The sequence below is a fragment of the Pseudomonas palleroniana genome (assembly GCF_022836895.1).
In the GTDB taxonomy this organism is placed as follows: domain Bacteria; phylum Pseudomonadota; class Gammaproteobacteria; order Pseudomonadales; family Pseudomonadaceae; genus Aquipseudomonas; species Aquipseudomonas palleroniana.
The window spans coordinates 5,247,999-5,262,889 of record NZ_CP092411.1 but is presented as its reverse complement, the minus strand read 5'-3'; the positions used below and the strand labels follow the sequence as shown (position 1 = coordinate 5,262,889).

The 14,891-nt window shown below is 60.1% G+C and carries 15 protein-coding genes; 5 read left to right on the top strand and 10 right to left on the bottom strand.

Translation table 11 applies throughout. The annotated features are described in order from the left end of the window. The first annotated feature begins 10 nt into the window (after positions 1–10). From MJP36_RS23640 to rpoS, 3 genes are all read left to right on the top strand, one after another. Positions 11–646, top strand: a complete 636-nt coding sequence (locus tag MJP36_RS23640) for a protein-L-isoaspartate(D-aspartate) O-methyltransferase (protein ID WP_169850588.1) — start codon at positions 11–13, stop codon at positions 644–646. 209 nt (positions 647–855) lie between these two features. Further along, positions 856–1,695 carry a peptidoglycan DD-metalloendopeptidase family protein gene (locus tag MJP36_RS23635; protein ID WP_060754060.1) on the top strand — a complete coding sequence of 280 codons (840 nt, stop codon included), beginning with the start codon at positions 856–858 and terminating at the stop codon, positions 1,693–1,695. 106 nt (positions 1,696–1,801) lie between these two features. Then, positions 1,802–2,815: an RNA polymerase sigma factor RpoS gene (rpoS, locus tag MJP36_RS23630; protein ID WP_060754061.1), complete on the top strand. Its 1,014-nt coding sequence runs from the start codon at positions 1,802–1,804 to the stop codon at positions 2,813–2,815. A gap of 200 nt (positions 2,816–3,015) precedes the next feature. Here rpoS and MJP36_RS23625 read toward each other — a convergent pair whose 3' ends face one another. Next, on the bottom strand, positions 3,016–3,225 hold the full coding sequence (locus tag MJP36_RS23625) for a cold-shock protein (protein ID WP_002554837.1): 210 nt from the start codon (positions 3,223–3,225) through the stop codon (positions 3,016–3,018). Positions 3,226–3,627: 402 nt separating this feature from the next. On the opposite strand from MJP36_RS23625, the gene dcd reads away from it, so the two are divergent. Both dcd and MJP36_RS23615 read left to right on the top strand, forming a co-directional pair. After that, positions 3,628–4,194 (top strand): dCTP deaminase, encoded by a 567-nt coding sequence (dcd, locus tag MJP36_RS23620; RefSeq protein ID WP_016973172.1) that lies wholly within the window; start codon positions 3,628–3,630, stop codon positions 4,192–4,194. 107 nt (positions 4,195–4,301) lie between these two features. After that, positions 4,302–4,508, top strand: a complete 207-nt coding sequence (locus MJP36_RS23615) for a hypothetical protein (RefSeq protein ID WP_060754062.1) — start codon at positions 4,302–4,304, stop codon at positions 4,506–4,508. Between the two features lie 16 nt (positions 4,509–4,524). Here MJP36_RS23615 and pdeM read toward each other — a convergent pair whose 3' ends face one another. The 9 genes from pdeM to MJP36_RS23570 all read right to left on the bottom strand — a co-directional run bounded on the left by pdeM (position 4,525) and on the right by MJP36_RS23570 (position 14,759). Further along, on the bottom strand, positions 4,525–5,175 hold the full coding sequence (pdeM, locus tag MJP36_RS23610; RefSeq protein WP_244384107.1) for a ligase-associated DNA damage response endonuclease PdeM: 651 nt from the start codon (positions 5,173–5,175) through the stop codon (positions 4,525–4,527). After that, positions 5,175–7,655 (bottom strand): ligase-associated DNA damage response DEXH box helicase, encoded by a 2,481-nt coding sequence (locus tag MJP36_RS23605; protein ID WP_244384106.1) that lies wholly within the window; start codon positions 7,653–7,655, stop codon positions 5,175–5,177. Before MJP36_RS23605 ends, pdeM begins: the two co-directional genes overlap by 1 nt. A gap of 54 nt (positions 7,656–7,709) precedes the next feature. After that, complete coding sequence (locus tag MJP36_RS23600) at positions 7,710–8,474, bottom strand: ABC transporter ATP-binding protein (RefSeq protein ID WP_060754065.1); 765 nt, start codon at positions 8,472–8,474, stop codon at positions 7,710–7,712. A gap of 13 nt (positions 8,475–8,487) precedes the next feature. After that, positions 8,488–9,606: a succinylglutamate desuccinylase/aspartoacylase family protein gene (locus MJP36_RS23595; RefSeq protein ID WP_161549842.1), complete on the bottom strand. Its 1,119-nt coding sequence runs from the start codon at positions 9,604–9,606 to the stop codon at positions 8,488–8,490. Between the two features lie 26 nt (positions 9,607–9,632). Continuing rightward, the gene (locus MJP36_RS23590; protein WP_060754067.1) at positions 9,633–10,343 is read right to left on the bottom strand and encodes an ABC transporter permease; all 711 of its coding nucleotides are present in this window, start codon (positions 10,341–10,343) and stop codon (positions 9,633–9,635) included. Further along, positions 10,340–11,068 (bottom strand): ABC transporter permease, encoded by a 729-nt coding sequence (locus MJP36_RS23585; protein WP_060754068.1) that lies wholly within the window; start codon positions 11,066–11,068, stop codon positions 10,340–10,342. Before MJP36_RS23585 ends, MJP36_RS23590 begins: the two co-directional genes overlap by 4 nt. A gap of 59 nt (positions 11,069–11,127) precedes the next feature. Next, positions 11,128–11,907, bottom strand: a complete 780-nt coding sequence (locus tag MJP36_RS23580) for a transporter substrate-binding domain-containing protein (protein WP_060754069.1) — start codon at positions 11,905–11,907, stop codon at positions 11,128–11,130. A gap of 216 nt (positions 11,908–12,123) precedes the next feature. Next, positions 12,124–13,758: an ATP-dependent DNA ligase gene (locus MJP36_RS23575; protein WP_244384105.1), complete on the bottom strand. Its 1,635-nt coding sequence runs from the start codon at positions 13,756–13,758 to the stop codon at positions 12,124–12,126. Then, positions 13,755–14,759, bottom strand: a complete 1,005-nt coding sequence (locus MJP36_RS23570) for a ligase-associated DNA damage response exonuclease (RefSeq protein WP_244384104.1) — start codon at positions 14,757–14,759, stop codon at positions 13,755–13,757. The genes MJP36_RS23575 and MJP36_RS23570 overlap by 4 nt, the downstream gene beginning before the upstream one ends. Positions 14,760–14,891: the final 132 nt, after the last annotated feature.

Below are 14,891 nucleotides of genomic sequence, written 5' to 3'. Positions count from 1 at the left end.
TGGCATCGGGATGACTTCCCAGCGTACCCGTGAGCGCTTGATCCAGCGCCTGTACGAAGAGGGCTTGTCCAATGCCCAGGTGCTGGAGGTGATCCGGCGTACGCCTCGGCACCTGTTTGTCGATGAAGCCCTGGCGCACCGTGCCTATGAAGATACCGCGTTGCCCATCGGCCACAACCAGACTATCTCCCAGCCCTATATGGTTGCGCGCATGAGCGAACTGTTGCTGGCGGCGGGGCCGTTGGACAAGGTGCTGGAGATCGGCACCGGTTCCGGCTACCAGACGGCGGTGCTGTCGCAGCTGGTGGAGCGGGTGTTCTCGGTGGAGCGCATCAAGGTGCTGCAGGATCGCGCGAAGGAACGCCTGGTGGAGTTGAACCTGCGCAACGTGGTGTTTCGCTGGGGCGATGGTTGGGAAGGCTGGCCGGCCCTGGCGCCGTATAACGGCATTATTGTCACGGCGGTGGCCACCGATGTGCCGCAAGCCTTGCTGGATCAACTGGCGCCGGGTGGGCGCCTGGTCATCCCCGTGGGTTCCGGTGAAGTGCAACAATTGATGCTCATTATCCGGGAAGACGAAGGCTTTTCTCGGCATGTATTGGGTGCCGTGCGCTTTGTGCCCTTGCTCAATGGCCCGCTGGCCTGATCATTTATTTGCGGGCAGTGAATTCTGTTGGCGGCGATGTGTCTTACGGCGGGGTCTATCGTGTCAACATGATCGGAAGCCGGAATTAAACAGGGTGAGTTTTTCGTTTCATCCCTGTGCCGGTATCAATCCAATGCCCAGTTATACTTGCGTCATATTTCAGGCCTGGTACAGGCGTTAACGTTCAGCCACCACAAAGGGAGCGGCGGGTGAGTCTCACAGGTCTTGCGCAGCGTATGAGTAAAACAAGTTTTCAGCGACTGGTGCTTGGCCTTGTCTTGAGTTCCTTATTGGCGGGCTGTTCAAGCTCACCCTCAAGTGGCGCGCGGGTTGTCGATCGCAACGCCAGTTCAGTCCCGCAAAAGCCCATGGTTACCACCGGCCAGTATGTCGTGCGAAAGGGCGACACGCTGTTCTCGATCGCCTTTCGTTACGGTTGGGACTACAAAGCGCTCGCTGCGCGCAACAGTATCCCTGTGCCCTATACGATCCATCCGGGGCAGACCATTCGTTTCGATGGGCGCACCGGTTCCACGCCTACGACAGTTGTGACAAACACTGGATCTTCGCCTTCGTCTTCGAGCAAAACCACCATCATCACGCGGCCTGCCGGTACCGCCGCGCCTTCGACGGCGAGCAAGCCGGCACCCGCGCCGTTGCCACCTGCGGGCCCTGCGCCAACGGGTTGGGGATGGCCCTCGAACGGTGTGTTGATTGGAAAATTCTCTTCAAACGGTAGTTTGAATAAAGGCATTGATATCGCCGGGGATTTGGGACAGCCTGTTTTAGCTGCGTCTGATGGGACAGTGGTGTACGCCGGGAGTGGTTTACGGGGCTACGGCGAGCTGGTCATCATCAAACACAGCGACACCTACGTCAGTGCCTACGGTCATAACCGCAGGTTGTTGGTTCGGGAGGGGCAGCAAGTCAAAGTCGGACAGACAATTGCCGAAATGGGATCAACTGGCACAGACCGGGTGAAACTGCACTTTGAGATTCGCCGTCAAGGGAAGCCTGTAGATCCGCTGCAATTCCTGCCCCGTCGTTGATGTGTTGCACAGCCTGTTCCCTCACGTAGAAGGAACAGGCTCCAGCGTTGCCAAGGATAAAGGCGTCGCTTGAGCTTGAGGTCGAACTCACCAAAGGACTATAACAATGGCTCTCAGTAAAGAAGCGCCGGAGTTTGACATCGACGATGAGGTTCTCCTTGAAATGGAGATTCTCACCGAGAAGGAATCATCGATGTCGAATCATGAAGGAAACGCACCACCTTCAGTTCGCACCAAATCCAAGAACTCCACAGCGTTAAAGCAACACAAGTACATTGACTACACGCGGGCGCTCGATGCGACCCAGCTGTACCTCAATGAAATCGGCTTTTCCCCTCTGTTGACTCCCGATGAAGAAGTCCATTTTGCGCGCTTGTCGCAAAAGGGTGATCCGGCTGGGCGTAAGCGCATGATTGAAAGCAACCTGCGCCTGGTGGTGAAAATCGCCCGACGCTACGTCAATCGTGGCCTTTCCCTGCTGGATCTGATCGAGGAAGGCAACCTGGGCTTGATCCGGGCAGTGGAGAAGTTCGACCCGGAGCGGGGTTTCCGCTTCTCCACCTACGCCACCTGGTGGATTCGCCAGACCATCGAACGGGCGATCATGAATCAGACCCGCACGATCCGTTTGCCGATCCATGTGGTCAAGGAGCTCAACGTCTACCTGCGGGCGGCGCGTGAGCTGACACAAAAACTCGATCATGAACCTTCGCCTGAAGAAATCGCCAACCTGCTGGAAAAACCGGTAGGGGAGGTCAAGCGTATGCTCGGCCTGAACGAGCGCGTGTCTTCGGTCGATGTCTCGCTGGGTCCGGATTCGGATAAAACCCTGCTGGACACCCTGACGGATGATCGTCCGACGGATCCTTGTGAGCTGTTGCAGGACGATGATCTTTCCCAAAGCATTGACCAGTGGCTGTCGGAGCTTACGGACAAGCAGCGTGAGGTGGTGATTCGCCGCTTCGGCCTGCGTGGCCACGAGAGCAGCACCCTGGAGGATGTAGGCCTGGAAATTGGCCTGACCCGTGAGCGGGTGCGGCAGATCCAGGTGGAGGGGCTCAAGCGCTTGCGTGAGATCCTTGAGAAGAATGGCTTGTCGAGTGAGTCGTTGTTTCAATAACGCCGTAGCTTGCATGTGAGAGGGGGCTTGCTCCCGATAACGGTAGATCGGTCACTGGATGCATTGACTGAGGCGCCGCTATCGGGAGCAAGCCCCCTTGCGCATTTTTGTGCCTGGCATAAAGGGTGGTAAGACCAAATCCCAGGCATAAAAAAACCCCGCTATTAAAAGCGGGGTTTTTTCGACTAAGTCAGTACAAGTTAGATAACTTGAACTTCTTCAGCTTGCATGCCTTTCTGACCGCGGGTAGCGATGAAAGAAACCTGTTGGCCTTCTTTCAGGCTTTTGAAGCCGTCGGACTGGATAGCTTTGAAGTGTACGAACAGGTCGTCACCGGATTGTGGAGTGATGAAGCCGAAGCCTTTTTCATCGTTGAACCACTTAACGGTACCAGTTTGGCGATTAGACATGGTGTATCTCCTTGGACAAAGTTAACTGCGACTCAGGAAAAGCCCTGGCCGAGACTGAGTGCAAAGAGCAGGAAAAATTCTTGGAGATGGTTGGATCGAAATTCAACATATCGTGTAGAGATTCTCAGTGACACAAGCAACACAGTGGCGCCACCTTAACCCTTTTTCCGGAACGTGCCAATGATATTTCCGTAGGTTTCTCTATTTTCGTGACTGGCGGTGGTATTTACCGTCACCAACGGCGCCAACCCGAGGCCCGGCCCCGCTGGCGGCGGCTTTATACAGGCTTGCAGGTAAGCGCAGGCATCATCAAGAAAAGCCCCACGCCCTTTGAACCCTAAGGCTGGCCCCGGTAAGATGCCCCACAGAATTTCTCCACCTCGTTATTTCAGGACACCCGCCATGAGCATCAAATCGGACAAGTGGATTCGCCGCATGGCGCAAGAGCACGGCATGATCGAGCCCTTCGTAGAGCGCCAGATGCGTGGCGAAGGCGCCGAACGCCTGATCTCGTACGGGGTTTCCAGCTACGGCTACGACGTGCGTTGCGCTGACGAATTCAAGGTGTTCACCAACATCAATTCGGCGACCGTCGATCCGAAAAACTTCGACGAGAAAAGCTTCGTCGACATCAAGAGCGACGTGTGCATCATCCCGCCGAACTCCTTCGCCCTGGCGCGCACCGTGGAGTTCTTCCGCATCCCACGCGACGTGTTGACCATCTGCCTGGGCAAAAGCACCTACGCCCGCTGCGGCATCATCGTCAACGTGACGCCGCTTGAGCCTGAGTGGGAAGGGCATGTCACCCTGGAGTTCTCCAACACCACCACCTTGCCGGCGAAGATCTACGCCAACGAAGGCGTGGCGCAGATGCTGTTCCTGCAATCCGACGAGGCCTGCGAAGTGTCTTACAAGGACCGTGGGGGCAAGTATCAGGGCCAGCGTGGCGTTACTCTCCCACGCGCTTGATCGAAAGCTCTTACACGTAAAGGGAATTAGTCCGCGGGAAGTGACTCTATTAGGTGTACAGCCTCGGCGTGTGTAAAACGCGCCGGGCCATGCTTGAGGAGTGCTTTATGAAGATCGACCCGCGAATCAGCGCCGAACTTGCCCGGCTGGAACCCAACCAGATTGGCGTTCTGGCCTGGTCCCTGATGGCCGACCCTGCTTATGCGGGCGGTATCCCTGGCCAACCTGATCCAGACTCTCCGCAGCCTGATGAGCCGAATGAGCCGGCTGGCGTTCCACCTCACGATGAGCCGCCACCTGTGCCGGTGGCATGAGCCGGGTGGCCAGTTCTCAGCGAACTGGCCATACGCCCTGATCGGCTACGACAAAGATCTGCTCATCGTCACTCGGCGAAACCGGATAGCCGCCGGTAAAAGCGCCAAACGCCGGCAGCAGGCTGATCCGCCTGCCAATCTGGAAGCACGCCAGGCGCAGACTTTGCCGGCCCTTGCCGCGCAAGCGATACACCGGGTGCACGTGCCCCGCCAATACATGGTGGCTGGCATGGGCGTCCGGTTCGTGCTGCAGGGCAAACGGACCCATCAGCAGCGGCTCCCCTACCACCTCTATGCGCAGGTCGGCCGGCGGGTCGCCCGCGCGCTTATCGTGATTGCCGCGAATCAAGGTCAGGCTCAGCTCGCGATGGCGTTCACGCCAGGCCCTGAGTACGCCCAGCGTGCTGCTGGCGTGTGAACCGGGCCCATGCAGGAAATCTCCCAGAAAGATCACCTGTTCACAGGCAAAGGCTGTCAGCAGCTGGTCCAGCTTCTTCAGGTTTTCTTGGGTGGTGCCTTGTGGCACCGGCTGGCCGAGGCTGCGATAAGCCGACGCCTTGCCGAAATGCGCATCGGCAATCAACAGGCAGCGGCGCGCAGGCCAGTAGATCGCTTTGTCAGCCAGCAGCCACAATTCTTGTTTCTCAAGGGTTATCGAGCAAACCATCAGCGCTTCCCGTTATCGGCGACCTTTTCCAGATCCTTGACCATCCGCGCAATACGCTCCGAGAGTTTTTCCGAACTCATGCTTTCGCGCATGCGTTCAACCAGCAGGGGAAAGGCCAGTGGTGTCGGCCGTTCTATACGGTGCAGCTCCAGTTGCAGTGCGGACAAATGCAGCAACGTGTCCTCCAGCCGGCGAATATCCAACTCATCACGCAGGACTTCTTCGCCGGCCTGGCTTAGCAGCAGGTTCTGCGGGTCATATTGCTTGAACACTTCGAAGAACAAGCCACTGGAGGCCTGCACCTGGCGCGTGCTTTTTGGCGCACCAGGATAGCCGGCGAATACCAGTCCGGCGATGCGTGCGATCTCGCGAAAGCGGCGCAGGGCCAGTTCCCCGGCGTTCAGGCTGGCCGCCACATCCGCCAGCAGGTTTTGCGGGCTCAGCAATGCGGGGCAGAGCAAACCTGGCCAGTCCAGAGGCGTGGCACTCAACAGTTCCAGCCCATAATCATTGACCGCAATCGAGAACGTCACCGGTTGCTGTTGGCTGACCCGCCACGCCAGCAGGCTCGCCAAGCCCAAATGCACTTGGCGCCCGGCAAAGGGATAGAGAAACAGGTGCCAGCCTTCCCGCGACTTCAACGCCTCTGCCAGCAGGTGATTGCGTGTGGGCAGGCCCGACCAGCGCAGCTGGGTTTGCAACAAGGGTTGTACCGCTTGCATTTCCGGCCCGTCGAAATGCCCGTGCGCCGCCGCATCAAAACGCTCGATCACCGCCTGGGCCAGTTCATTGGAAAGCGGCATGCGCCCGCCATTCCAGCGCGGTACCGCAGCTTTTTTGGCGGTGCTGCGCTTGACATAGGCGGTCATGTTTTCCACGCGCACCAACTCCAACAGCCGCCCGGCAAACAGGAAGCCATCCCCCGGTTTGAGCCGAGCAATAAAACCCTCTTCCACGCTGCCCAGGTGCTTGCCGCCGCCGCCTTTGCTCCAGAACTTCAACTGGATGCTCGCGTCACTGACGATGGTGCCTACGCTCATGCGATGCCTCCGCGCCAGGCGCGCGTCGGGAACGCGCCAGATGCCGTGCTCATCCGGCTCCACCCGGCGGTAATCCGGATACGCCGTCAGCGACAGCCCGCCATGGCGCACAAAGCCCAAGGCCCAGGCCCAATCCTCATCGGTGAGGTTGCGGTAAGCCCAGGCTCCCTGTACTTCGGCCAACAAGGCCTGCGGGGTAAAGCCGCCGCCCAGGGCCATGCTCACCAAATGTTGTACTAGCACGTCCAAAGGCTTTTCAGGCGATTGGCGCGCTTCGATGCGTCGCTGGGCGATTGCGTCCTGGGCGGCGGCGGCTTCCACCAGCTCCAGGCTATGGGTGGGCACCAGCGTCACCCGCGATGGGCGGCCGGGCGCGTGGCCGGAACGTCCGGCGCGCTGCATCAGGCGCGCCACGCCTTTGGCCGAACCGATTTGCAGCACACGCTCCACCGGCAGGAAGTCCACGCCCAGATCCAGGCTGGAGGTGCAGACCACTGCCTTGAGCTGGCCGTCTTTCAAGGCTCGCTCGACCCAGTCGCGGGTCTCCCGGGACAGTGAGCCGTGATGCAGGGCAATCACACCGGCCCAGTCCGGGCGGGCGTCCAGCAGCGCCTGATACCAGATCTCCGACTGTGCCCGCGTATTGGTAAACACCAGGCAACTGCTGCTGGCGTCGACTTCGGCGACCACTTGCGGGAGCATTTTCAGGCCGATATGCCCGGCCCAGGGAAAGCGCTCGGCGATGGGGGGCAACAGGGTGTCGATTTTCAGTAGCTTGGCCGTTTGCCCCTGCACATTGATCCCGTCGCCGTGTGGGACCAACACCTCAAGCGCGTGGGCCTGGTTCCCCAAGGTGGCGGAGATGCCCCACACCATTAATTCCGGATGCCAGCGGCGCAACCGCGCCAGCGCCAGTTGCAACTGCACGCCGCGCTTGTTGCCGATCAGTTCATGCCATTCATCCACCACCACCATGCGCAAGTGCGCCAGGCTCGTTTCGCTGTCGGCGCGGGCGAGCATCAGGGTCAGGCTTTCCGGGGTGGTCACCAGCGCGGTGGGCTGACGTCGGGTCTGGCGAGCGCGCTCGCTGCTGCTGGTATCGCCGGTACGCAGGCCGACACTCCAGGGAATCTGCAAGGCCGCAAGCGGCGCTTCCAGGGCGCGTGCCGTATCGGCGGCCAATGCGCGCATCGGCGTGATCCAGAGGACGGTCAGCGGCGGTGCCGGCACTTTGCGTTTACCCGTCGCGGGCGGGCGCGTGCCGGCGAAGCGATTGAGCGCGGCAAACCACAACGCATAGGTTTTACCGGCGCCGGTGCTGGCGTGCAGCAAACCCGATTGGCCGGCCTTGACGGCAGCCCATACGTCTTTCTGGAAGGTGAACGGCTTCCAGCCCTGGGTGGCAAACCATGTCTTGGCGAAGTCGAGGGGTTTTGCCATGGGGCAGGTGCTCTGGAGGCTCTAAGTCAAAGACCCTCCAGGCGCCCCAAAGGTTTACTTCAAGTTGCCACTCAAGAACTGCTGCAGGCGTTCGCTCTTCGGGTTGCCCAACACGTCTTCCGGCGCACCTTGCTCTTCCACCAGGCCCTTGTGCAGAAACAACACCTGGCTCGACACCTTGCGCGCAAAACTCATCTCGTGGGTCACCATGATCATGGTGCGACCTTCTTCGGCCAGGCCCTGAATCACCTTCAACACCTCACCGACCAGTTCCGGGTCGAGGGCCGAAGTCGGTTCGTCGAACAACATCACCTCAGGCTCCATGGCCAGGGCGCGGGCGATGGCCACTCGTTGCTGCTGGCCGCCGGACAGGAACGCCGGGTACTGGTCGGCCACACGTGCCGGCAAGCCCACCTTGTCCAGGTAGCGACGGGCGCGGTCTTCGGCGTCCTTCTTGCTGCAGCCCAGCACCCGGCGCGGGGCCATGGTGATGTTTTCCAGCACGCTCATGTGACTCCACAGATTGAAGTGTTGGAACACCATCGCCAGGCGCGTGCGCAAGCGTTGCAGTTCGGCGTCATCGGCCACGCGCATGCCGTGGCGGTCGCTGACCATGCGGATCTGTTGACCATCCAGGGTCATGGCCCCGTCATTGGGCGTCTCCAGGAAGTTGATGCAGCGTAAAAAGGTACTTTTGCCGGAGCCGCTGGCGCCGATCAGGCTGATCACGTCGCCGGTCTTGGCCTTGAGCGAAACACCTTTGAGCACTTCATTGTCGCCATAGCTTTTATGCAGGCCTTCAACAGTCAATTTGTACATGGAGCGTGCATCCTCAAGGCGAAAGTAGGTAGCCACTGCGGTAGGCCTCAATGCCGGCGACATGGCTGATCACCATCCCGGCAGTGGCCATCCGCCGTAGCGAACGGGCGTAAAGCAGGCCGGCGTTTTTACAATGCACGGGTGTTACGCGGTCGGTAATGGGGTCGATGATTTCGGCGATCAGTTGCCCGGCTTCCAGGTACTCACCGGGCAGGGCGCTGAACACCAGCAGGCCGCCGACTGGCGTGGCCACAGGCTCTACACCTGCCAGCGGAGTGGCCGGGTAGGGCAGTTCGGGCAGTGGCGCGATGTCACCTTCAATCGCACCGAAGTGAATCAAGTAGTCGATGATCGCCTGGCAGTCGAGGGCCGCGAGGCCGTGGTTGACGTCGCCCTGGCCACGCAACTCGACGGTCACCGAAAAGCTGCCCATGGGAATCGGGAAGCGCTCGCCAAAACGTTGCTGCAACTGCCACCAGACCAGGGTGAAACACTCATCGAACGACTGCCCACCGGAATCGGTGGCGAGCAGGTTGGCCTCCGAGCCGAGATAGCGCGCCAACGGCTCCACCTGCGGCCAGGCTTGCGGGGTGGTGTACAGGTGCGCCACGGCTTCGAAATCGCAATGCAGGTCGAGCACCATGTCGGCATCGCAGGCCAGGCGTTGCAGCACCAGGCGTTGGCAGTGCAATTGGGTGTCGGCTGTTTGCGCGGCGAGGGCGCCGCGCAGCGCGGTGCGGATCAGCTCGAGGTTGTGCTGTGGGTCATCCCCGAGCCGCTCCTCGATCTGGTTGCCCACTTCGTCACTGAGGTCGACAAACCGGCGGTTGAAGTTCTGCCCGCTTTCCAGTTCGTAGCGACCCAGGGGCGTGTCCATCAGCACCTGTTCCAGGCCCGCCGGGTTGGCAATGGGTACCAGCACGATCTCACTGCGCAGGCGGCCGGCCGCTTCCAGTTGCCCCAGGCGCGCCTTGAGGTGCCAGGCCACCAGCATGCCCGGCAGCTCATCGGCGTGCAGCGATGACTGGATGTAGATCTTGCCTTCAGCCTGTTCCGGGCCGAAGTGAAAACTGTGAATCTGCCGCGCCGTGCCTGGCACCGGTGCGATCAGATCATGTACCTGATGTCGCATGACTGCTCCTACACATGAAAAGCGGCTTAATGGCTGGGGCCCAGGAAGGCCAGCCAACGGCGCTCCGCCAGACGAAACAGACCCACCAGGGCAAAGGTCACAGTCAAGTAGATCAGTGCAGCGATACCGAATGATTGAAAGGTCATGTAGGTGGCCGAGTTGGCATCCCGGGCCACCTTGAGAATGTCGGGCACCGTTGCAGTGAAGGCCACCGTGGTCGAGTGCAGCATCAGGATCACTTCATTGCTGTAATACGGCAACGAACGACGCAGGGCCGAGGGCATGATCACGTAGGCATATAGCTTCCAGCCGGTAAGGCCGTAGGCTTTGGCGGCTTCGACTTCGCCATGGGCCATGCTGCGGATCGCTCCGGCGAAAATCTCGGTGGTGTAGGCGCACGTGTTGAGGGCGAAGGCGAGGATGGTGCAGTTCATCGCATCGCGAAAAAATGCATCCAGTACCGGCTGCGCGCGCACGGCCGCGATGCTGTAGATGCCGGTGTAGCAAATCAGCAACTGGATATACAGCGGCGTGCCGCGGAACAGGTAGGTGTAGAACTGCACCGGCCAGCGCACCCAGCGCTTGGATGATACGCGGGCGATGGACAGCGGGATCGACACCAGAAAACCGAAGACCAGCGACAGGCTCAGCAACCACATCGTCATCGCGAGCCCGGTGATGTGCTGGCCGTCGCTGTACAGGAAGGGCCGCCAGTATTGCTGCAGAAGTTCGATCATCGCACGGCCTCCCGGGACCCAGCGGAGTAGCGACGTTCAAGCCGACGCAGGACGAAGTTGGAAGCGCTGGTGATCAGCAGGTAGATCAACGCGGCAAGCACCAGGAAATAGAACAGTTGATAGGTACTCTTGCCGGCATCCTGGGCCGCCTTGACCAGGTCCGCCAGGCCAATGATGGAGACCAGCGCGGTGGCCTTGAGCATCACCATCCAGTTATTGCCGATGCCCGGCAGGGCAAAGCGCATCATCTGCGGGAAGGTCACGTAGCGAAACCGTTGCCCGCGCTTGAGGCCATAAGCGGTAGCCGCTTCCAACTGCCCACGGGGCACGGCGAGGATGGCGCCGCGAAAGGTCTCGGTAAAATAGGCACCGTAGATGAAGCCCAGGGTAATGACCCCGGCGCTGAATGGGTCGATCTCGATGTAGTCCCATTCCATGAAGTCGGTAAAGCCGGTCAGCCAGATTTGCAGGCTGTAGAAAATCAGCAGCATCAGCACCAGGTCGGGCACGCCGCGAATCAGGGTGGTGTAGAGCTGGGCGGGAATGCGCAACAGGCGCACGCTGGACAATTTGGCGCTGGCGCCGAGCAGGCCCAGCAGGACACTGACGGCCAGGGAGGCGACCGACAGTTTCACGGTCATCCACGTACCTTGCAGCAACAGCGGGCCGAACCCCTTCAAACTGAAGGCACTGAGCCCCAGGGTTTGTAAAAGATCTTCAAACATGAATTCAGGACCTATGGCGATAAAAAAGCGCCCACCTGAAAACGGTGGGCGCCAGGGTGTTATTTACCGCTGTACAGGTTCAGATCGCCGAAGTGTTTCTTCTGGATGGTGGCGTAGGTGCCATCATCGTGTAACGCTTTGATACCTTTATCGAGAAGCGCCTTCAGCTCTTTGTTACCTTTTTTGATACCGACCGCAGTTTTAGACGGCAGCAATGGGTCGTCGATAGGCTTGCTGACTTCGTAGCCAGCGCCCGCCGGCGACTTCAGGAAGCCCAGTTCGGCTTGCAGCATGTCTTGCACCGAAGCGTCGAGACGCCCGGAGGTCAGGTCGGCGTAGACCTGGTCCTGGTTGGCGTAGGCTTTGGTGGTCACACCGGCTTTATCCAGTACGGCCTTGGCGTAGGCTTCCTGGATGGTGCCTTGCTCGTAGCCTACGGATTTGCCCTTGAGGGATTCAGGCGTGGAGAAGTTCGCGCCTTTCTTGAACACCAGCGAGGTCGGGCCGGAGAACAGTTCGCTGGAGAAATCGATCGCCTTTTCACGGGCTTCAGTCACGGTCATGGAGGAAATCACGCCATCGAACTTGTTGGCGTTGAGGCCTGGAATCATGCCGTCGAAGTCACTTTCCACCCACTTGCACTTCACTTTCAGCTCGGCGCAGATCGCATTGCCCAGGTCGATATCGAAGCCCACCAGGCTGCCGTCGGCGGCCTTGGACTCGAATGGTGCGTAGGACGGATCGACACCAAAACGCAATTCCTTGTATTCCTTGGCCAGCGCGGTACCAGCAGCCATGCACAGAGCCAGTGCAGAAAGGGTCAGCAATGCTTTTTTCATTATGTATTCCCTGGAAACCAAGATAAGCGCTTGTGGCGCGTTTAGGACTGTTACTGAACGGTGTCAGACGGATCACAAGTAGCAATTTCTGCACCATAGTTCCGGATGATCGGTTTAAAAGGTGGGATAAGGGAGTTGTGAGTGTAGGATATGCCCGAAAATGGGCATTGAATTTTCAATGCACCATCTTGGAACGCATGTGGTTGGAAATACCTGTCAGCTGAGCAAGTCTTGCAGGATGACCAGGGTGTCAGCCTCGTCCACCGACTTATCCTGCCGCCACCGCAACATCCGCGGAAAACGCACCGCGATGCCACTCTTGTGCCGTTTGGACAAGGCGATCCCCTCAAACCCCAGCTCAAACACCATGCTCGGCGTCACGCTGCTGACGGGACCGAATTTTTCCACCGTAGTTTTGCGCACGATCGCATCGACTTTGCGCATTTCTTCGTCGGTCAGCCCCGAATAAGCCTTGGCGAATGGCACCAATGTGCGTTCCGTGCCCGGCGGGCCGTCCCACACCGCAAAGGTGTAGTCGCTGTACAGGCTGGCGCGCCGCCCGTGGCCGCGCTGGGCATAGATCAACACCGCGTCGACGCTGAAGGGGTCGACTTTCCATTTCCACCACACGCCCATGTCCTTGGTGCGACCCACGCCGTACAGGCCATCACGCGCCTTGAGCATCATGCCTTCCACGCCGAGGCGGCGAGAGTCTTCGCGTTGCTCGGCCAACTGCTCCCAACGCGTGGCCGTCAGCAAGGGCGAGGGCAACAGCACGGGGCTGTTGCACTGAGCAATGACCTGCTCAAGTTGGCTGCGCCGCTCGGCCTGGATGTGGTTGCGCCAGTCGTGGCCCTGGTATTCCAGCAGGTCGTAGGCCAGCACGGCGACGGGCGCGTCCTCAAGGACTTTTTTGCTCAGGGTTTTGCGGCCGATACGCTGTTGCAGCAAGGCAAAGGGTTGCACCGTGTCCTTCCACACCACGATTTCGCCGTCGATCACCGTGCCATCCGGCAGGCTACCTGCGAGGCTGTGTAGCTCGGGAAAGCGCTCGGTGACCAGTTCTTCGCCGCGTGACCAGATCCATAACCGACCCTCGCGCTTGACCAACTGCGCGCGGATGCCGTCCCACTTCCACTCCACCTGCCACTCGCTGGGTGAGCCAAGCAGCGCGTCGAATTGCTCGAGCGGTTGCGTCAACCCGTGGGCGAGAAAAAATGGATAAGGCTGCCCGCCGCGTTGCGCATGTTCGTCGGATGATTCGGCGGCGATCAGCTTGAGGTAGCCTTCGGCGGTCGGTCGGTTGGACAGGTCGGTGTAGCCCACCAGGCGCTGGGCCACGCGTTTACTGTCCAGGCCGGCCATGGCGGCGAGGGCCCGGGTGACCAGCAACTTGGAGACGCCGACACGAAAGCTGCCGGTGATTAACTTGATGCAGACCATCAAGCTTGGTTGATCCAGTTGCGCCCACAACGCGGGCAGGCGTTCAGTCAGCTCTTCCGGCGGCAGGCCGCGCAGGGGCAGGAGCTTGTCTTCAAGCCACGTCGCCAGGCCGTCCTCTGAGGTGTAGGCGGATTCCGGTAATAGCAAGGACACCGTCTCGGCCAGATCGCCCACCGACTGGTAGCTTTCTTCGAATAACCAAGGCTCGATCCCCGATGCTTGCGTGGCCATGTCCCGTAGCAGGCGTGTGGGTACCAGTTGCCGTGGCCGGCCGCCGGATAAAAAGTACACGGCCCAGGCGGCGTCTGCCGGCGATGCCTGCACAAAATAGGCTTGCAGCGCCGCGAGCTTGGCGTTGCTAGAGGTCGTGGCGTCGAGGTTGGCGTACAGCTCGGCAAAGGCTTTCATGCCGTGGCCTCTTCTTCGTCATCGCCATATTCGGTAGTGAAACCCTGGGCATCCAGGCCTTTTTCCCTCAGGTAGCGCACCAATACGTCGACGGAGCCGTGGGTGACCATCACCCGTTCGGCACCGGTTTGCTCGATGGCCCACAGCAGGCCCGGCCAGTCGGCGTGGTCCGACAATACAAAACCCCGATCGACGCCGCGCCGCCGCCGGGTACCGCGCAGGCGCATCCAGCCGCTGGCGAATGCATCGCTGTAGTCGCCGAAGCGGCGTATCCAACTGCTGCCACCTGCGGAGGGCGGAGCGATAATCAGGGCCTGACGCAACAGCGGGTCGGTCTTGTTGAAATCACCGGCATACAGGGTTTCAGGAATATAAATGCCGGCCTCGCGATACACCCGGTTCAACGGCTCGACCGCGCCGTGGCTGAGGATGGGGCCGATACTGGCGTCGATGCCATGCAGAATGCGCTGGGCCTTGCCGAAGGAGTAACAGAACATCACGCTGGCCTTGCCTTGCGCGATATTCCCCTGCCACCAGTGGTTGATCCCGGCAAAAATCTGCGCCTGCGGCTGCCAGCGGTAGATCGGCAATCCAAAGGTCGATTCGGTGATGAAGGTATGGCAACGCACCGGCTCGAACGGCGCACAGGTGCCATCGGGCTCGACCTTGTAGTCGCCGGACGCCACCCAGACTTCGCCCTGGTATTCCAGGCGCACCTGGGCCGAGCCGAGCACATGACCGGCCGGGTGGAAACTCAAGGTCACGCCGTGGTGCACCAGTGGCTCGCCGTAGGCCAGGGTTTGCAGGTTGATGTCCTGGCCCAGCCGCGAACGCAGGATGCCTTCGCCGGGTGCGGCCGCCAGATAATGCTGGTTACCGGTGCGGGCGTGGTCGCCGTGGGCGTGGGTGATCACGCAGCGCTCTACCGGGCGCCAGGGGTCGATGTAGAAGTCTCCGGCGGGGCAGTAAAGACCCTCGGGGCGAGCGATGACAAGGTCCATGGACGTGCCGGGGGAGATGGGCTTATCAGGTAGGAGGCGGGCGCGGAAGGATAAGTTCGATCGATTGTAGTGAGCGGGCCCGCCCTAATGCCTGTCAGTTAAGCGACAGAGTGGACGATGGATAACCTGTGG